The sequence below is a fragment of the Collinsella sp. AF28-5AC genome (genome assembly GCF_003457875.1).
Lineage (GTDB): Bacteria > Actinomycetota > Coriobacteriia > Coriobacteriales > Coriobacteriaceae > Collinsella.
Genome location: NZ_QRTA01000010.1, coordinates 1 through 16,911, shown reverse-complemented (window position 1 = coordinate 16,911; position 16,911 = coordinate 1). Strand labels below are relative to the sequence as shown.

The 16,911-nt window shown below is 55.1% G+C and carries 18 protein-coding genes; 2 read left to right on the top strand and 16 right to left on the bottom strand.

Annotated elements, in window-relative coordinates; translation table 11 throughout:
• Nucleotides 1-411: 411 nt before the first annotated feature.
• The 8 genes from DWZ01_RS07335 to DWZ01_RS07300 all read right to left on the bottom strand — a co-directional run bounded on the left by DWZ01_RS07335 (nucleotide 412) and on the right by DWZ01_RS07300 (nucleotide 9,620).
• The gene (locus DWZ01_RS07335; protein ID WP_158557007.1) at nucleotides 412-879 is read right to left on the bottom strand and encodes a YgcG family protein; all 468 of its coding nucleotides are present in this window, start codon (nucleotides 877-879) and stop codon (nucleotides 412-414) included.
• A gap of 4 nt (nucleotides 880-883) precedes the next feature.
• A complete protein-coding gene (locus tag DWZ01_RS07330) occupies nucleotides 884-2,440 on the bottom strand; it encodes a hypothetical protein (protein ID WP_117848486.1) in 1,557 nt (518 codons plus the stop codon).
• Complete coding sequence (locus tag DWZ01_RS07325) at nucleotides 2,430-2,852, bottom strand: hypothetical protein (RefSeq protein ID WP_117758914.1); 423 nt, start codon at nucleotides 2,850-2,852, stop codon at nucleotides 2,430-2,432. Before DWZ01_RS07325 ends, DWZ01_RS07330 begins: the two co-directional genes overlap by 11 nt.
• Nucleotides 2,853-3,104: 252 nt before the next feature.
• On the bottom strand, nucleotides 3,105-3,875 hold the full coding sequence (locus tag DWZ01_RS07320; protein ID WP_117848485.1) for a hypothetical protein: 771 nt from the start codon (nucleotides 3,873-3,875) through the stop codon (nucleotides 3,105-3,107).
• Nucleotides 3,876-3,884: 9 nt separating this feature from the next.
• Nucleotides 3,885-5,501: a relaxase/mobilization nuclease domain-containing protein gene (locus DWZ01_RS07315; RefSeq protein WP_117848484.1), complete on the bottom strand. Its 1,617-nt coding sequence runs from the start codon at nucleotides 5,499-5,501 to the stop codon at nucleotides 3,885-3,887.
• Complete coding sequence (locus tag DWZ01_RS07310; RefSeq protein WP_199412411.1) at nucleotides 5,498-6,211, bottom strand: hypothetical protein; 714 nt, start codon at nucleotides 6,209-6,211, stop codon at nucleotides 5,498-5,500. Before DWZ01_RS07310 ends, DWZ01_RS07315 begins: the two co-directional genes overlap by 4 nt.
• Before the next feature lie 2,209 nt (nucleotides 6,212-8,420).
• Nucleotides 8,421-9,170, bottom strand: a complete 750-nt coding sequence (locus tag DWZ01_RS07305; RefSeq protein WP_117848482.1) for a hypothetical protein — start codon at nucleotides 9,168-9,170, stop codon at nucleotides 8,421-8,423.
• Nucleotides 9,171-9,176: 6 nt separating this feature from the next.
• Nucleotides 9,177-9,620 (bottom strand): hypothetical protein, encoded by a 444-nt coding sequence (locus DWZ01_RS07300; protein ID WP_117758919.1) that lies wholly within the window; start codon nucleotides 9,618-9,620, stop codon nucleotides 9,177-9,179.
• A gap of 237 nt (nucleotides 9,621-9,857) precedes the next feature.
• Here DWZ01_RS07300 and DWZ01_RS07295 point away from each other — a divergent pair, with 237 nt between their 5' ends.
• A complete protein-coding gene (locus tag DWZ01_RS07295) occupies nucleotides 9,858-10,121 on the top strand; it encodes a hypothetical protein (protein ID WP_117758920.1) in 264 nt (87 codons plus the stop codon).
• Between the two features lie 349 nt (nucleotides 10,122-10,470).
• On the opposite strand, the gene DWZ01_RS07290 is transcribed toward DWZ01_RS07295, so the two are convergent.
• Both DWZ01_RS07290 and DWZ01_RS07285 read right to left on the bottom strand, forming a co-directional pair.
• Nucleotides 10,471-11,241: a hypothetical protein gene (locus tag DWZ01_RS07290; RefSeq protein WP_117848481.1), complete on the bottom strand. Its 771-nt coding sequence runs from the start codon at nucleotides 11,239-11,241 to the stop codon at nucleotides 10,471-10,473.
• A 171-nt stretch (nucleotides 11,242-11,412) separates the two neighbouring features.
• Complete coding sequence (locus tag DWZ01_RS07285; RefSeq protein ID WP_117848480.1) at nucleotides 11,413-12,129, bottom strand: DUF2786 domain-containing protein; 717 nt, start codon at nucleotides 12,127-12,129, stop codon at nucleotides 11,413-11,415.
• 177 nt (nucleotides 12,130-12,306) lie between these two features.
• Between DWZ01_RS07285 and DWZ01_RS07280 the strand changes: the two genes are divergently transcribed.
• Nucleotides 12,307-13,659, top strand: a complete 1,353-nt coding sequence (locus tag DWZ01_RS07280; RefSeq protein ID WP_369832485.1) for an IS30 family transposase — start codon at nucleotides 12,307-12,309, stop codon at nucleotides 13,657-13,659.
• A 196-nt stretch (nucleotides 13,660-13,855) separates the two neighbouring features.
• On the opposite strand, the gene DWZ01_RS07275 is transcribed toward DWZ01_RS07280, so the two are convergent.
• The 6 genes from DWZ01_RS07275 to DWZ01_RS07250 form a co-directional block, all read right to left on the bottom strand.
• Nucleotides 13,856-14,161, bottom strand: a complete 306-nt coding sequence (locus DWZ01_RS07275; RefSeq protein ID WP_117848478.1) for a hypothetical protein — start codon at nucleotides 14,159-14,161, stop codon at nucleotides 13,856-13,858.
• 109 nt (nucleotides 14,162-14,270) lie between these two features.
• On the bottom strand, nucleotides 14,271-14,471 hold the full coding sequence (locus DWZ01_RS07270) for a hypothetical protein (RefSeq protein ID WP_117848477.1): 201 nt from the start codon (nucleotides 14,469-14,471) through the stop codon (nucleotides 14,271-14,273).
• Between the two features lie 146 nt (nucleotides 14,472-14,617).
• Entirely contained in the window at nucleotides 14,618-14,989 is a 372-nt protein-coding gene (locus DWZ01_RS07265; protein WP_117848476.1) for a hypothetical protein, read from the bottom strand.
• Between the two features lie 168 nt (nucleotides 14,990-15,157).
• Nucleotides 15,158-15,760 (bottom strand): hypothetical protein, encoded by a 603-nt coding sequence (locus tag DWZ01_RS07260; protein ID WP_233506194.1) that lies wholly within the window; start codon nucleotides 15,758-15,760, stop codon nucleotides 15,158-15,160.
• A 137-nt stretch (nucleotides 15,761-15,897) separates the two neighbouring features.
• Nucleotides 15,898-16,191, bottom strand: a complete 294-nt coding sequence (locus DWZ01_RS07255) for a hypothetical protein (protein WP_117848475.1) — start codon at nucleotides 16,189-16,191, stop codon at nucleotides 15,898-15,900.
• Between the two features lie 206 nt (nucleotides 16,192-16,397).
• Nucleotides 16,398-16,736 carry a single-stranded DNA-binding protein gene (locus DWZ01_RS07250; RefSeq protein WP_117848474.1) on the bottom strand — a complete coding sequence of 113 codons (339 nt, stop codon included), beginning with the start codon at nucleotides 16,734-16,736 and terminating at the stop codon, nucleotides 16,398-16,400.
• Between the last annotated feature and the right edge of the window lie 175 nt (nucleotides 16,737-16,911).

Genomic DNA, 16,911 nt, shown 5'->3' with positions numbered 1-16,911 from the left:
TTGGGGTGCTAGATCCCCGTCCGTTCGGTGGTTCCCATAATAGGCGGGATTCCACATATGCGTAATGGGAATCTAGGATTCATAAAGTGGCGACAATTGGCGGAGCTTGAAGGATTTCGACGCTATTCCTCAAAACTGAAAAATATTCGGTTTTGAGGAATAGCGATGTTTGGGGGCGGCGCATGAGCGCCGGAGGAGGAGAAGGAAAAGGAGGATGAGAATAATAAGAATAAGAAGGAGGAGAACATGAGGGTGATGGATGGGAAAGGCTCTGCCCTGCCCTGCTGGGTACGTTCGGTAGCGTGGCTCTCAAGGCGGACAAAAGAAAGCCCGCGCGGGGTCTTTCACGCCAGCTTTGATGTCGCCGTCTCGGTAATAGCCGTGGGCGCTGTCGAGAATCTTCGAGCAGACCTAATCCGTCAGCCTGTCCTCGAGACCGTATCCGACCTCAAGCCTATCCTGGTGGGTGCTTTTCACGAACGTGTAGAGTACGCCGTTGTCCTTTTTGGAGTCACCCGCGCCGATGCGCTGAGCCTGCTCAATCGAATAGTCCTCGATAGTCTGACCTAACGGCAGGTTGTCGATAGTCACTACGTATAGCTGTGCACCATCTGCTTGGCTCTCCAACGTCTCGTTTAGTTGCGTCAGGGTATCGGCAACGGAGTAGTCAAGGACATCGGCTCCATCATAGACATAGGGTGAATCGGGCGTGAAAGACGGCTGGCTCGCAGACCTTGCCGCAATAGATGACCACGCCGCAGCGGCGAGGATAATCGCCACGAAAGCAATCAGAAATGCTTCCCAATGCCTGCGGAAAAAAGAGGACCTGCGATTCGGAAATTCATCGCCCTCCGAGTACGCCCAGACTTTGATCTCCACTTCCCTACCTCGCATCCTTCAGCAGAGTCAGGGTGTCGGTGGAATCAATGGTTTGCAGGTTCAATTTAGCTGCGTACCAAGGCGCCGATTCGGTCGAGACGATGTAATAGTCGAAATCGCCTAACGCGAGGTAGGACAGCTTTGCTTTCTTGGATTGCATGCCGTCCACGTAGTCACGGTATGGGGAGACGACTCCCGCCGTACCCTTATCGTCCCAGAGCTCAGGTCGCAGGTCGAAAGGAACTTTCAACCCTTTCCATTCCAGGTAGTTGTAGATGACGGGATCATCGGCATAAATAACGGGGTCGTAGATGCCGCTTTTGACAATCTCCCTCACAAGGGAACCTGCCGAGCGTTCGGAGGCCTGCCAGCAGGACTGTCCTCCATTCGCGACACAGACGCAGCAGTTCGCAACAAGCGGGCCGATTGCGGCAAGGAGGGCAATCAAGGCAGCAGTTTTTGCCGCGTGATGCGATTTAGATACGGAAGGGTCTTCGGTTCCCGTCAGCAGGCTCTTGAAGGCGAGGGCGGATGCAACCGAGAAGATCCAGACGTTTCGCCAATGGAGCATCGTCGCGACCAAGGCGGCGATGAGGATGGCCAGCAGCGGGACATCGATCCGCTTGCGCCCGATGGCGGCGGCAAGTGCTGTGGGAATGAAGCCGACCGCGAAGAAGACAACGCAGAAGCCGTTCGTCGCCTCGAAGGCGGGCTTCATCTCCGATATCACATTTGCGTAAGATGCAGCACCCATCGAGTCGATCACGTAGCGGACACCGTCGACGCCGTACGGGTTCACGAAGGCGGCGAGAAGCATCGCAGGCAGGGCGATGGTTAACGGGAAGATCTCGGCCAGCATCTCATCGGGGGTGGTGGTTTTGAAATCGGATAGGTCGCGGGGAAGAAGGAAGCAGCCGGCGAGGAAGACATCTAGGAGCCACATGGCCGACTGCATGTTCACATGCAGCACCGTGATCGCGGGCAGGGCGATGAGATAGCGCCAGTCACCGGTACGCTGCCAGCGGGTGCAGGCGCCGACGGTCAGCGCCATGCATGCCATCGACCATGCGGTAGGACGGACGGATATATAGATTCCCGTCCCGAAAAAGGCTAGGCCGATGCAGAACAGCAGGCGGGGCAAAGTCAGGCGTTTATCGCCGAATCCTTGGATTGCAAAGGCCAGCGCGAGGGCAACGATGGCGGCGAGGAGGACCTGATAGAGTATCGTGCCGGCATATCCTGCCAGGGTATACGAACCGTAGAGCAGCACATCATGGAGCCACTGCTGGACGACAATCGGCCTGTAGGACGCCAGTGACCAAGGGTTGGTGTACGGGATGCCGTTCTCGACGATTTGCTTTCCCGTTGCGAGCAGGAACCAGCCATCGGAGTCATACGATCCGTTTCCCTGCATGAGAAAGCCTGCAGTGGACATGACGCAGGCAAGCAGAATGAGGAACAGGCGGTCGCGCTTCCCGTCTTGCACGAAAGGCAGCAGGAAGACACGCAGAACGGGGATGCGGAACGGCAGGGCGAGCTGGGTGTCACGTTCAGTCGGCATTCTGCTCCTCCTCGAGTGGCATTCTGACAATCTGCACGCCCGAGCCGCGCCGACAGCGGATAGACGAGCCATCCTCGAAGCGGACTATCGGGGCGCGGCCGGTCGCGGTCGATTCGATTTCGATTGAGTTGACGTAGAGCTTCGCCCCATCGGGGAGGCGCAGCTTCATGTCTGGGACAATCACGATTCCATCGTCGGTCTGGGGCAGCTCAATCAACCCGCGGTCAACGGCTTCCAGAAGCGTCGAGGCGGTCTTTGCGTTCGCCTTCGCCTCGGAGTCCTCGTAGTAGTACTGGCTGCGAAGCTCTCCGTAAGCCGCGAGAAAATCATCGACTGCTTCCTCGAGCTCCGTCGTGTCAATCTGCCTGCGAAGCCGAGAGATTGCCTCGCTTACCTTGACCGCCGCCTTCATCGAGACCACCTCGACCAAGCGCTCATCTGGTTTTCCGTCTGGGTGTCGTTACACTTCCGCAAACCTGTCATCTCCTGTCAGAACGTGCGGAGAGACGGTCCGAGTCATACCGAGTCAGTCAAGCGTAATCAAATTGGAATAGATAGCCGTGCCTCGCACGGTCGGGCGGTATATTCGTCTCTCCTGTTTCATGGCGCTTGGGGTTACGCCAACACACACAAAATATCATGAATCCGACGGTCGTGGCAAATGTCAGACATCGAACAGAGAGTCCTCATCGTCATCGAATCCGTCATCGTCTTCGTCCACGGCGAAATGCTTTCCGAGGGATGGGGTGACGGGAGAATCGGAAGGGTCGGGATTTTCCGGCTCGGGAGAATAGTTGGACTCTCCCCCATCATCCGATTCGATGAGTTCCGCGCCGACCGCCTCCACGCTGTTTATCGACTCCTCCAGCTGTATTTCCTTGTATGCATCGATTGGGTAGCCGATAAGGTCACAAAGCTCCTCTTCGGTCATCTGAGGGTGAGCCTTCTTCATATACTTGTAAACAGACACTGCTTGGCGATTCATTGAGCTAACGTTGCTGTCCGTATAGGAGAGAACTCGTTGAGCCTCGAACCTGGCGCCGTTGATAAGCCAATCACCAGAACCCTGCCGCCAAAGGACATCCACTGTTCCGTTTGCACGCTGTACGATGATGCGGGAAATCTGTTTGATGCCTTCGCGGGAGCAGAGGAGCACGGAGGTCCCCAAGCGCCTCGATGCAGAGGTGAGGCTGACGGGGTCCCCTTTCGAATCCGTGAGACCTGGAATATCGACGCGCTGGCCCTGGGGTGTTGCGTCATACCAATAGAAATCAAGTCTTAGGCCAACTTTGTCTACGAGGTCGAGCCGTAAGTCGAGCTCGGTCATGACGTTTCGGGCTGTCTTATCGCCCGCACTCATGGCATTGGTGGCGGTGAAGGCACTCGTGTCGAATTCCTTCATACGGCCGTTCTTGTACTCGATAGCAATTATCATGCCCACTCCTTAGTGATGTTTGGTTTTCTGAATCTCGGTCGCATCTTCCTGATGCTGAGAAATGCCGGTATTGGAAGAAGTGCCCGTCGGATTGTTTGCAGCGAGACCGCCATGGCCCTTCTCATCGCGAATGTCCGCCATTGCCTCGAGAATCTCGTCCTCGGTCATCTTCTTGCGTCGGCCATCGCCTGCTGAGGAAGTCTTTGGGTATTCTATGCCAAGTGAGTTAGCCAACGAGGAAGGGTACTCAACGTTAGAAACATGGCTCATTTGCTTGCGCGGGGCGGAATCATTCTTCGCGATAGCCGATTTCAAGCGGTTCATGAGTTCCGTACCTTCTCGCGTACACGGCATAGCAGCCTTGGCGATCGCAAGTGCCGCGGAGCGCTCATCTTCGGTCATCCAGCGTTCGCGGCCCGGCAGGTTGTGTGCTCGTTGACGACGATCACCGTATTTCTCGGCCATCGTCTGCTCTATCGATTCCGCAGTATATTGCCTACCGAGCGTTAAGCCCTTGACCTTCCTGGAGATGGGGTCGCTCGGATGATGGTAGACGAGGTCACCGTCTCGGTTGTAGTTGATTTGAACACCAAGTTCGTTCAACTTTGTTGCGAAGTCAACAGGGTCCTTGGATATTCGCATCGCGACGTCCACACGATCGCGAATGTCGTCCTTCCATGTCCAGCCTTCACGAGTCTCAATCTGTCTCTCCGCCATGGTATCGGAGTCACCAAATCCGCGCGGAACGACCAAACGCATCATACGTCCGTCATCGGTTGTCATAGTGGTGTACGAAAGTCCGGCGATCTCGTTGGATTTGGTCGGGTCGGCTTTGCCGACCTTCAGACGCAGACTGGAAGATTCGTTACCCGTATATGTCTCGGGAATCATCTTCTCAACTGAATAGGTCTCTTCCATTTTCTCTTGCATGGCATCGCCGTAGTCCTTGATTTGAGCGCCTCTCGCTTCATTAGCGAGAACCCTGTCGAGTGCCGCCATTGCACGATCGAGTCTCTTACCGCGGGAGACTTGCAGACCCTTGGCATCCATCTCGGCCTGGGTGTAGGACTTGCCATCGGTAGCGAATGCGTGCCACCCGCGCTCGAGTGACATTGTCTGTAAGTCAGCTCGCATTGCTTGGACAACTTTGGTCGTGAGCAAACCGGAGATGCGGCGCTTGGTCTCGAGTTCGGTATTGTTGATGACTATGTGGGCGTGGAGGATGCCCTGCTTGCCTTGGACCCCGCGAGCTTTATTGTCATCGTGATAGGCAATCGCTACCTCGAAGCGACCGATTCCCTCCCCTTCCGGGCCGCGCGAATCGAACCATTTGGATGCCCACTCATTCACGAAATCGCGGAAGTCGTCGAGTTCTACGCCGTTATCCTTTTCGTCGAGCGAGATGATCATGTGCTCGTAAGTACGAACCTTGGTGTCCTTTTTGACCGGCACGTTGTTTCCGAAAATCTCGCGGGTTCGGTCCATCACTTTCGCCCAGTCGCGGCCTTTCCAGTCGCGATCGGTGAGGTTCAGGAAATCCTTGTCCAGGGCGCGGTCGTTCTTGAATAGATAGTAGCGAATCCATTTGACTGAGCTATGACCGGAGAGGGGCTTCATATAGGTCATGAGTTGCCCCCGTCCTCAAATTGGTCGAGTCGGAGTGTGGCGTGTTTTTTGCCGCGAACTCGTCGGCGGCGCTCGGGTTCGGTTTTATTGACAGGGGCCTCGGTTTGAACCAAGCCGATGGCAGTCAGGTTGACGGACGGTTTAGCGGACAGGGCCTCGACATCGGATGCGAGAGTCTTGAGGCGCTCATAGATCGCCTTGTTCTGCTTTGAGAGGCGCTCATAGAGCTCAACAATCTCCGTTCGCTCATCCTGCGAGAGGGCGCGATGGTTGCCGTACTTCTTGATGATGCGATTCAGGGCACGGACTGCCTGGTTGTAGTTGACGCCGATGGCGCGGACCTCGTTGGAGATTGATTCGAGCATGCTGTCGGTAATGGCTTGGATTGCCAAACTATTCGTTTGGCTGTCGGGTTGTATGAGGGCGAGGTCTGGGCCGAGCGGACGGGTGAGCGATTCGGAGCCCGGTGTGGCATGGCGGATGGATGTAAGGTCGAGCGTGACAGGGAGCGCGATGAGCGTGCGGAGGTAGTCGCTGCGACTCGCGTTGAGGGCATCAGCTCGGGAGTCGAGGGCGGTCAGGTCTGCGGTCGGGAGGCGGACCGTGATGCGGCGGGTGGCGGGTTGTGAGGCGTTTGGAGGCGGCAAAATGTCGGACAGGCAGGCCGTAGGCATTTCGTGTGACTGGCTGGGCTGCGCTTGGGTCGACATGGAGGTCGGCGTTTGGGGCTGCAAAATGTCAGACATTTGGGATGCGTCGGGGCTATTGCCTGACAAATTGGGTGTGGCGGTCTGGGATTCATTTTCATCTGTCGAAATGTCTGACATTTCGTATCTCCTTAACTACGGCCGATGGTGAGCTTCGCGAGCAGGCCGTCCGTCAAGCGGATCAAAATGTCTGACAGCCTGTCTGACATTTCGCTTGACGGGAGCGAGCGGAGCGACGCGATTACAGGCCGCTAGCGGCCCCAGCTGCGGCTTTGCCGCAGGTTCAATGTCTGACATTCCTAATGTCTGACGTTGAACGAAGCTGGCGTGCAAAATGGCCTTATGGGTAGTTTGGGGCACGTTTTTGGGTGGGCTCAGGTGTTGCCGCTGCGGCATCCACAATTGGCAAGGCCCTTTTGCACCTGCCGCCTGACCGCAGGGCAGGCGGCCGCGCCGCGGGGTGATCGGCCCCTGCTTGGGGCAATTTCTGCTATTCCGTGGCGTGTGGTCGGGACGTTGGGAAATGTCTGACAGGCTGCTATTGATTGCCTAGGTAATGTCTGACAACCCCACAGCCGAGGAGCGTAAATGTCTGACAGGACATAAGGTTCGTGATGAATGTCCGACAATGAAACAGATGGGGAACAGGGCTAGCAAAGAAGTTACGGGCGATGAAAGTAGGTGTGTTCTGAAGATGCGCTTGGCAGGAAACCACAGTGATCTGCAATTCGGATCAGGTAGCGCACTCCCCTATTTGGTGAGCGGTTCAGTAGTCTGGGATCGAGTTCTGATGTGTGTGCGGCAATTAGTAAGTTATATACGGGTTCCGATTTGAACAAGGGCGGGATTAGTTCGACAACAAACTATTTGTAAGGTTGATTGGGTTCTAGCAATAAGATCTGAACGCTGATTTGGTTGTTGTTCGGGAGTGAAATCGATATTTGCAAATGTATTTGTATTAACTTGGAAAGTCGGTAAATGGGTTCCGTGCAACGCAAAACGATGGTGCGAGCGCTTCGTGTTTGATGATTGTTTGCAAAAGGAAAGCCAGTTCTTTCAATTTAGAAACGTAAATTGACTGCGTATTATTGAAAGGCGGGTAGTTGAATTAGAAAAGCAAAGCGCCTCGCGTACCGATTGATGCACGCCGTAAATTAAAAACTGGTTGCAGTTCTGAGACTGAAAACGTTATTCGATATAAAGGAAATCAAGAACTGCCGGAAGTTTTATTGCACAGCAATATGGGGGATTCAAGTCGTTTGCGAAGCTATTTTCGCCTTTGGATAAATAGAGTAAGAACAAATAGTGATACTGCGGAGTGCCATTCAAGGCACTCCGCTTGGTTTGCAAATTGCTTTAAATCGCACGCAGGATAGTACCCGTAACCATAAATTACAAACTGGAATCAGCGTGCGTAAAGGACGGAAGTAATTGCTGAAGAAAATAAAGGAGCGGTAGAAACATGTGGACATGGGTGAGCTGATAGGTTTTCGTTCTCGCTTCTGCGTGTGAATCAGGCATTAGCTTCTGCCAAATTTGATGGGATACAATGGCAACCCTAACGAGCGGGTAGATAGATTCCGTTTGATTCCTAAAAAGCAAACGGGCAAAAATACGCAGAATACAATCCCAAATAAGCCGCGCAATTCAAATGCATCGGCATTTCGGCGGAATTATAAGAATATGAATAATAGCAAACAGTGATACCGCGGAGTGCCATTCAAGGCACTCCGCATGCCTTTCAATTAGTCTCTAGTTGCTATTTGGTTGGTTTCTGGACTGCAATTTAGAACTGAAATTCGGTCTGCCCTATAAGAATCTCAGCACTGCTAAATACATGTTCGCGGTTGTTTTGAAGCAAAAGCAGTGCATCGGCAATTGAAAATCTATAAGACGGTGAGTTGAAATCAGATAGCAAAGGAAATCTAAATCATCGTCTGAAAGCCTGTGACAAAGCTCGACCTATTTATGAATGAAACTAACGGCAACAAAAATGTCGCACCTCTGTCGCAGTAATGTCGCACCCCTACTACGAGATTAGAAAAAAATATCGGCCCCGATCATAGTCCTGCCAGGCTCTTGTGCAACGAGCGGATGAACATCAAATCAGCTATCAAGACTGCTTTTGAAGAAAGAAATTGGGTCAATCCAAAATGAATTGACCCAATAATATGAGGCTGGAGATATATAAGGAGCGAGGGTACGGATAATCCTAAAGGAAGAACTGATCGTCCTTTTCTTCCTTTTCAGGCTGTTCTTCAAGCTCGAAATCAACCTTCCAATCGCCGCGAACGACGCGGACGATAATCAAGCCGATCGTAAACGCTACGATAACGAATACGTAGATCGCCTCGAACATAAACAGCTTTTGGAATAGATAGACGGCTGCAAGCGCTTCTGCCTTTGCCGCCGAAGCCATCCATTCATGCTTGATAACCTCAAAGAAGATGATAGATGCAATCGAGAAGACAATCGATCCGATCGATACGCCACTGAGAAGTTTGCAAAGAATACTCGTGCGTATCGCGGCTGAAATATCTTCGACCAGCTTCTCAAGTTTTGCATGGATGCTGTCAATGAGCTGCTTTCGTTTATCAGCTCGCCGCTGCTTCTTTTTGAGGGCGTTCTCCTCTTTAATCTGCTTTGCCTCGAGTCGTTTGGCCTTTCTTTTCTCAATTGCCTCGGCTCGGAGCTTCTCCTCGTTGCGCTTGTGTTCAGCTTCGATTCGATCGATTATTTCGCAATATTCATCATGTGAGATGATCTTTAGGTCGCTTGTGCCTGGGTGCTGCAATCCAGGGCGGCAATCTGCACACGCCTTGCCGCATGAGAAGAGCCCCGTGCGGGAGCATCCGCGCTCGCAACGGTTGCATGGAGAATAGAGTCCATCGCAGTTGCGGTTCTCTAGTTCGGACTCCACAATTGCTTTTAGATCTAGGTCTTCCAGTTTCGTACGCTTCATCTGTTGCTACTCCGCCTTGCCGTGGTCGATGCAGTATGGGGCGATTCGATAGCCGTTGGGCGCCTCTTTTGTTCCGACCCTGTCTTTGTATTTGAAGAGGAGGACACGATGACCGACCAGGTCACGTTCCCAAATCTTCTTTACCGCGCTCTTATGGTTGGAATCAACGCGCTCGGAACGGATCCTCTCCTCCTTTTCTCCGTTGTCCGCTTGGAACTTAATCAGGTAACGCTTCGAAGATTCCTCGAACTCAATCGAGTTAATCGTTGCCGCGATTCGTACCGAACGGCCAATCATGGACGGCAACGAGCGATCGGCCGTGAGACGTTCCAGCTTTAGCATTTCCTGGGCAACGGCGAGCTCTAGGTTGTCGCCCCTCCTGCCGCTCAAGAGCAAGGCGAAATACGCCATACGAATGGTTGCCGGGTCGAATTGGGTATCGTTATCCATCTGTCCTCCTAATGTGGGAATTAGTTCTTACATCTTGGGACAGACTGAATATATCCAGCGTGATTTGCCGCTGAGGCAATCTCACGAGCGAACCGAGGACGATTGAGGGACGATCCGGCACTGTTTTCAGTGCTTTTGGCAGGGGTCGGGCAACGACCGATCGCATTGTCGCGTCTAGGAAATAGCTAGAATGGCTATAATCAGAATAGACTATCGTATATCTGAAAGAGGTATCCAGTGCTTGAACGAATCGGTTCGTCCGACGCTATTCGCTATATGGTGCAGGATTGCGGTATGACACTGCAGGATGCATCGATTAAAACCGGCAAGCAGAAAGGCAGTCTGTCAACGCGACTGCACAACAATACGCGATTCACCATCGATGAGTTTGTAAAGATCTGCGATGCGTGCGGCTGGCAGCTCGTACTTAAACGCGGAAACAAACAGTTCGACCTGCGTGGGATTGACGAGAACAAACAGCGGACCGATGTGAAAAAGTAGCGCTCTGATCAGCTTTCGTCGCGTTTCTTCCAGTAATTGCATCGGTTCGAATGGGCGGTCTCGAACTCATGGCCGTCCCTGCGGTGGCATATGTACTCAACTTTCGTATCTTCGGGACGGTGCAAATCGTCCCGAACGTTTCCGTTGCAAGTGCAATAGAGGCAGTCCGCGCATTTTCGTTTGGCATTTTCGGCTTGTTCCAAGGAGCGCCATTCTGCCCTGATCATTCCATCGCTTATGGTCATTGATAGGTCACTTTCCATTCATCATCCAATAGAAGCGATGCCACGGCATGCTTCGCGCTGGGTCTAGCCATTGGGTTGCAACTGTTTCAGCCCGCAGGACGGTCTTAGACGTATGCGAAATCAACAACGGTCTTGCCATCGGCCATGAGTTTCTTGGAGGCCGCGAGGGCTGCAAGGTTATCGATACGTTCCCGTTTCGAAAGGGTCCCGAGACGGGTCATGGGATGATACGGCATCGGATTGGGCTTGCTTTTGAGAAGCTCCGCGGTTCGGATCTCAATCGTGTCGGCGTAATCCTCCAGGAAGTCCCATGCCTCGTCTACCGGCAGCATCGTGTCGCGCTTGGGGTTCTTCCAGTCTTTTACCGAGCGACCTGTAATGCCCAGCCCCATTGCAATCTCTGACGTCGGCACTCCCAAGATATCTGCCCAGGCGGAAAACTCGGCCTTCGGATCGAGGTCGGGAAAATCGTCCAAGTGCTGCTCGATCCATTCATCATCGCGGCACGCATAGACAAATGAGCACTCTATATCCTTAGCCTCAAGTTGGTCGGCAACGAGATGACTCGCTAGATTGTAGAGGCCCATCGGTTCGGTCTCGGGCAGATCCTCGTCGCGATACCAGCGAAGGATATGTCGGCCGAACTTCTCGGCAGACTCATTCGCCTCGTTCAGGCAATGCATTGTAAGGTTTCCGAGCTTCTCGGTTTGGTCGTAGACCCAATCAAAGGCGTCCTTGACCGGAACGCAATCGAGCTCGGGGTCGAGCCATTTGCGCACGCTCGACACGCGAACATCGATGCCTCGTGCGAGGTCTTCGGGCTTGAGCCACAAGTTATCGAGCTGGGCCTGCATTGAACATTTGAAGTCGAACATAATCGTCCCTTCCTGTAGCGGGGTCGCATGACTCATTGCAGTCATGCATTTTGTCTAATTCTATCAGTACGATAGCGAACCAACTCCACCCAAATCGGCGCTAATTTTCCTATGGCCATATATAGGAAATGGATGGGGAGGGCATCACCCTCCCCTATTTGGTGTCGGTCGCTATGCGCAGGATGCGATACGGTCGCCTTGACCGAAGCCGTAACCGTCCTGCCTGCCGGCATCCTCGATTGAGTGATCGGCGGAGACGGTAATGGGGCGGGGCTTCATCTTTTTGCAGTTCAGTTCGTCATTCATGTAGCGGTTGACGCTCTCGGGCACCACAATCGCCAAGGCCATGGTCTCGTCTTGCTCGAGCTGCTCGCGGTAGGAGTTTTCGAGGCCCTCGATGAAGCCGAGGCAATAGCTATTCTTTACACCCGCGCGGCGCCCAATCTTGGTTCCATCCTGCTCGAAACGTTTGTCGCAGAACTTCTTGAAACACGTCTCAATCGCATGCTTGGTGGCGCGGAAACAACCGGCCGCGACCGTGGCGTCCTGGGACTCGCCGACGAAAACGAAACGGGTGCCGGTCACGTTGCGACGGCCGCTCCAATAGTCATATGCGCCATGGCTCGTCTGCATGTAGTAACGGCAACGGTAGTTCTTCGCGATAACGTAAGCGAGGACCTTGACCCACTCCGGCACGCGCTTGCCGAGGTCTTCGGCAGATTCGTTGACCTCGGGGGCATCGTCGTTGAGGTCGATATCGTCGATGGTCATGTTGTTCGCGGCAAGGAGGCGCTGGAGGGCAAGGGATGCCGCCCTGGCTTCGCCCTCGGAAGTCGCGCCGTCAATCATGGCGAGAATCTTCTTGAGCTTGGAATCGATAGGGTTCATGGGGCATCTCCCTTCGGGCGTGCGAAACGCCTTTCGTTTCGCTTGTTGGGATATAGTATAGTTGAAAACGAGCGGGGATACAAGAGCTGTCTAAGACAAATGACTTTAGAAAGCTCGGCCCTTGATTGGCAACTTCATCCGAACACCTCCCACATTCATCCGTACATGTACGGATGAATGTGGGAATCCGATACCCTGAGGGCCGGACCGGCCGGCCCCGGGAGATCGGAGGACGGCATGTCCGGAAAGAGGAAGAAGGGGGCCGGGAAGGCGGCCCCGAGGGCCTACGGCAGGCTCACCAGGCACGAGCGGAACACGGTCCAGGGGATGCTGGAGCGAGGGGCCTCGTGCAGGCAGATCGCGAGGGAGCTGGGCAGGTCGCCCTCGACGGTGAGCTCCGAGGTGGCGTCGCACAGGTTCGTGACCGCGCCGAGGGAGAGGCGCGGCGAGCGCGTGGACGCCTCCGCCGACCTGTCGGCGGCCTGCCCGCGCCTGGCCGCGTGGCCGCGCTGCTGCAACGGGTGCGGGCGGTACCGCGCGATCGGCTGCAAGCGCCGCCCGCACGTCTTCTACGAGGCCCGCGCCGCGCAGCTGTGCGCGGACTCGGTCCTCGTCTCGTCGAGGCGCGGGATAGACGCCGACGAGCCCGCCGCGGCCGCGGCGCTCGCCCTCATCCGCGACGGCCTGGGCCGGGGGCTCTCGCCCGAGCAGCTGTCCGCCCGCAACGGCGGGCCCGTGGACCTGTCGCCCTCGACGATCTACCGCTGGGTCGCGGCGGGCTACGACGGCATGACCAACATGGAGCTCAGGCGCAAGGTCGGCTACAGGCCCAGGTCGCACCGGGCCCCGAAGAGGGCGACGCCGCACTCGCCCCGCAGGTCGCACGCCGCGTTCCTCGGCCTGGGCGAGGACGCGTGCGCCGCCGCCTGGGAGATGGACACCGTCGAGGGCTCGCGGGAGGACAGCGCCTGCCTGCTCACGCTGCTGCACCGCCCCAGCAGGCTGCAGCTCGCGCTGCCGCTCGCGGCGAAGGACGCCGAGAGCGTGGCGGCGGCGCTCGGGGGCGTGCGCTCGGTGCTGGGCGCCGGCGGGACGCGCCGCGTGTTCCGCGCCGTCCTCACCGACAACGGCGCCGAGTTCTCCGACGAGGGCGCGATCGCCGCGCTGATCGGCGAGGGGCCGGGCGAGACGAGGCTGTTCTACTGCGACCCCCGGCGCAGCGACCAGAAGGGCGCCTGCGAGCGCAACCACGTCGAGATCAGGAAGCTGCTGCCCAAGGGCCGCGGCCTCAGGTTCGACCGGCTGGCCCCGGCCGACCTTGCGCTGGCGATGTCGCACGTGAACTCCGAGCCCCGCGGCGCGCTCGGCTTCGCGACGCCCGCCCGCACCTTCCGGGCGATGCTCGGCGACGACGCGGCGGCGCTGCTGGAGGCGTACGGCATCGAGGACGTGCCCGTCGGCGGGCTCGACCTGACGCCGGGGCTCATCGCGCGGGCGCGCGCAGAGAGGGGCGATGCCCCGCTGTCCTAGCCTGAAAGGGAAAAACGGAATAGGCGGACCGACCGTTCGGCTGGGTCTGGGAGGAGGTGCCGGGCGGCGGGCGGAGCATGGCCACCGGACCCATCGAAACACATCTCCACCGTTCCTTCAACTGGGAAAACGGCGCCCCCGGGCCCCGGGAGGGGCCGCGGGGGCGTTCGGCTAGGTGCGGGAACGACCTATTCGCTCAATGTGTTCGGCTGAGATCGGAAATCAACCTAGAAAGCTCGGCCAACTTAATGTTGGCGTAAGGATCCCAATCGCCATTATCGACCTTTCGGAGGAGAAGCCTCTCAAGCCGGTTTTGGGCCCGCGCTTGCACTTCGCGCCGATTGTATCCATAGACCTCGCAAAGACCCCCAACGATATCGAGGACCTCCCGCCTCTCGGTCGCACGTCTCTCGGAATCGGGAAGCATCGCATAGTCCAGTTCAATCCCGTAGAGTTCATCGCCTAGGAGCTTTATCAGGGCATTTTTCTTGAGGATAACCATCTGTTTAGCGGCACCTTTCCCCTTGTATCGTCCAATTCAAAAATGATTGAGCGTATCGGCATGAAGGGGCACTGCCCGACATAGAGCAGTCCCCCTTCCGACTTAAGTTCTAATAAAGGTCGGCCGCGCGGAATTGAGATTCAGCGAGCCAATAGCCGGCCGTGTGGCCGAGGTTCTCGGCGGCCTGCTTGGCGATTTCCATGGCACCCCGCTTTGCCGCCTTGCAAGCAACCTGATCGCCTGCATCGGCAGCTAGCCAGCTATCGGCGATACAGTTTGCAATCTTCTCGATGTAGTCCTGTTTGTTCATCAGTCGTTTCTCCTTACGGGTTTGCGGAGCGCCGTTCGTTCCGCTTGTCGGCATATAGTATAGTTGAATATAGCTAGGGTTGCAAGATCAATTGGAGAAAATAGCACGAAAATAGCAATCGTTTCCGATCGCCTTGAGTCGCTAAACTATGCTCCGAAAACAGGCCAGTTGTCGATGTTATCGGTGTCGTAGCCCGTGTACACGTCGTCCTCGTCCGTCACGTAATACTCGAAGATATCGGAATATCCGAACTTTTTCATATCGGACTCAATCCAGCTCATAATCTCGTCTGGGCAGGGTAGGTGCTTGGCCTTAATAACAATGCTGTAATCATCGGCAAAACCGACTACGATGAAATAGACCCCATCATAGGTAACTGGGGTGACAAAATCGCCGCGCAGGTACAGGTCGCGTTCGCCTTTCTCTCGTTGCCCCATCAAATAGTTCTCTGCCTTCTCCCAGTCCAGGAACTGAAAGTCGTTAACCTGCTCGCCTTTGCCGTTGACTACTGCAACCATAGGGGTATCTCCTTTCGATTTGCAGGACGCTCTTCATCCCGCTCGTTAAATATAGTATAGGAGAATATGGGAGAAAAACAAGATCAGTCAAGAGAAATGGTATGAAAAAGGGCATCGGATAAACCGATGCTCTAAATCGTTAATATCAAGGCGTATCTTTGGAGACTCCTATTCCCTGCCGAGGTTATTTCGCTCGGCACGGTGGAAAGCCTGGAAAACGGGGCTTACCCCGTCTACGTCAGCTGTGCGCCCATCGGCAAGGGCGGCGGCGAGCTCCCTGACCCCATCAATGAGTTGATTTGCAGTTGAGACGCCATATAGGTCGTAACTCGTGAGGCAGTTCCATATTTCGAAGCGCTTATGCCATGGCATCGACGCGGTTTGACCTTCAACGAGCGCCGCGGACTCGGATGCGATTTGCTCGCCGAAATCTTCGGCTGCAAAGGAGAGAAATGCGTCTCGCGTATCCGATACGAAATCCTCGGCTGTGTAGGTCGACGTCACGGAAAAATTGGCCTCCACAATACCAGTCTCACTATCTTTCGTTTCGGTGAGGATGCCGAACTCAAGCTCTGGGGCGACTATATCCTCGAGACCGCGTCGGTTGCAGAATACGACTTCGTGTCGGTAGATGGTCTCCGCTAGGCGCTGGTACCCGCGAAGCTCTCGCCTCGCAAAGTTCAGGCTCGAGCGAAACTCGCCACTTCCAAAAGCTCCACTAACCTCCTTCTCGCCGATAAATGCTGTTGCCAGATAGCTTTTCGTAGCCATGTCAATTCCCTTCTACTAAGGTCTGCGAAACGCCTAACGTTTCGCTTGTTGACATATAGTATAGTTGGTTATTGATAGAGATGCAAGATCCCCTAAGAAAAATATAAGGTGTACCGAAGTATCGATACTCCTGGCAACTATTCCTCTTCAAAATCGAATGCATCGGCAAAGTCTCTGTCCAGCAATACAGCTTCCTCCTCGAGCGCCAGATGAAGGTCTGTCTTGGACAGGGCCAGATTAACCCCGCAAAGGGCCAACATGTCTGCATCGATCGGAATAGCATAGGCATCAAACTTCTCAAGTAAATCGAACTCACCGGCCACCAATGCCTGGAAGTCCAACGCCGCCCTGCGACCCTCCCCCGATAAATACCTCGCGCTGCGACGGAAAACCGAATCTCTGGAATCAAATGGGTAGATTGCAACACCCACGTAAATGCTTCCGTCCTGCGCTTTATAAGCGACGACATTTGCGCGGCTGTAGGCATCCGATTATTTAAAATCAACTACCATACGCTCCGCCAATCTATAGACTGCTGGATAATTCCATCGCGAATAAAAGACGCGGAACGGTTATCGTTCCGCTAGTTGCATATGTCAAAAGGCAGGTGACCTTGCGACCACCTGCCTTCTAGTTCCTACTGGTCTCGACGCTGGGCCATGAATTCGATATCCTCGACGACCACCTCGAGCTTGGTACGGTGCTGTCCCTCCTTCTCCCACTGGGTGAAGCGGAGCTTGCCCTCGACGGCAATCTTATCGCCTTTCTGCATGTGCTTGGAGACAGCCTCGGCGCGGGTTCCGAACATGGAGCAATCGACGAAATTGGGGTAATCCTCCCACTCGCCGGTCTGCGCGTTGCGACGGCGGTCGTTGACGGCGAGGCCGATCGAGAGGACGGGGGTACCGCCTGCGGTAGCGCGGAGCTCGGGGTCACGGGTGAGGTTGCCGGAAAGCAGAACGCGATTGATAGACATGGTGTTTGTTCCTTCCACTAGGGTCTACGGGATGCCTTTCATCCCGCTTGCTGACATATAGTATAGTTGGTAGTTGAGCTGGGTGCAAGATCAAATCGAGAAAAGTTCGAAAAAGTTTTGGGAGCCTTGATTCTCATTTTCATTGCAACAGCCTCAGGACTCAGCGCAACGCGTT

Coding starts and splice junctions, on each gene's coding strand:
- DWZ01_RS07265 (WP_117848476.1), bottom strand. CDS start 14,989: ATGGTTGCAGTAGTCAACGGCAAAGGCGAGCAGGTTAACGACTTTCAG.
- DWZ01_RS07305 (WP_117848482.1), bottom strand. CDS start 9,170: ATGAAGCGTACGAAACTGGAAGACCTAGATCTAAAAGCAATTGTGGAG.
- DWZ01_RS07330 (WP_117848486.1), bottom strand. CDS start 2,440: ATGCCGACTGAACGTGACACCCAGCTCGCCCTGCCGTTCCGCATCCCC.
- DWZ01_RS07260 (WP_233506194.1), bottom strand. CDS start 15,760: ATGGCTACGAAAAGCTATCTGGCAACAGCATTTATCGGCGAGAAGGAG.
- DWZ01_RS07280 (WP_369832485.1), top strand. CDS start 12,307: ATGTGGGAATCCGATACCCTGAGGGCCGGACCGGCCGGCCCCGGGAGA.
- DWZ01_RS07275 (WP_117848478.1), bottom strand. CDS start 14,161: ATGGTTATCCTCAAGAAAAATGCCCTGATAAAGCTCCTAGGCGATGAA.
- DWZ01_RS07315 (WP_117848484.1), bottom strand. CDS start 5,501: ATGACCTATATGAAGCCCCTCTCCGGTCATAGCTCAGTCAAATGGATT.
- DWZ01_RS07285 (WP_117848480.1), bottom strand. CDS start 12,129: ATGAACCCTATCGATTCCAAGCTCAAGAAGATTCTCGCCATGATTGAC.
- DWZ01_RS07300 (WP_117758919.1), bottom strand. CDS start 9,620: ATGGATAACGATACCCAATTCGACCCGGCAACCATTCGTATGGCGTAT.
- DWZ01_RS07310 (WP_199412411.1), bottom strand. CDS start 6,211: ATGTCGACCCAAGCGCAGCCCAGCCAGTCACACGAAATGCCTACGGCC.
- DWZ01_RS07325 (WP_117758914.1), bottom strand. CDS start 2,852: ATGAAGGCGGCGGTCAAGGTAAGCGAGGCAATCTCTCGGCTTCGCAGG.
- DWZ01_RS07270 (WP_117848477.1), bottom strand. CDS start 14,471: ATGAACAAACAGGACTACATCGAGAAGATTGCAAACTGTATCGCCGAT.
- DWZ01_RS07290 (WP_117848481.1), bottom strand. CDS start 11,241: ATGTTCGACTTCAAATGTTCAATGCAGGCCCAGCTCGATAACTTGTGG.
- DWZ01_RS07320 (WP_117848485.1), bottom strand. CDS start 3,875: ATGATAATTGCTATCGAGTACAAGAACGGCCGTATGAAGGAATTCGAC.
- DWZ01_RS07250 (WP_117848474.1), bottom strand. CDS start 16,736: ATGTCTATCAATCGCGTTCTGCTTTCCGGCAACCTCACCCGTGACCCC.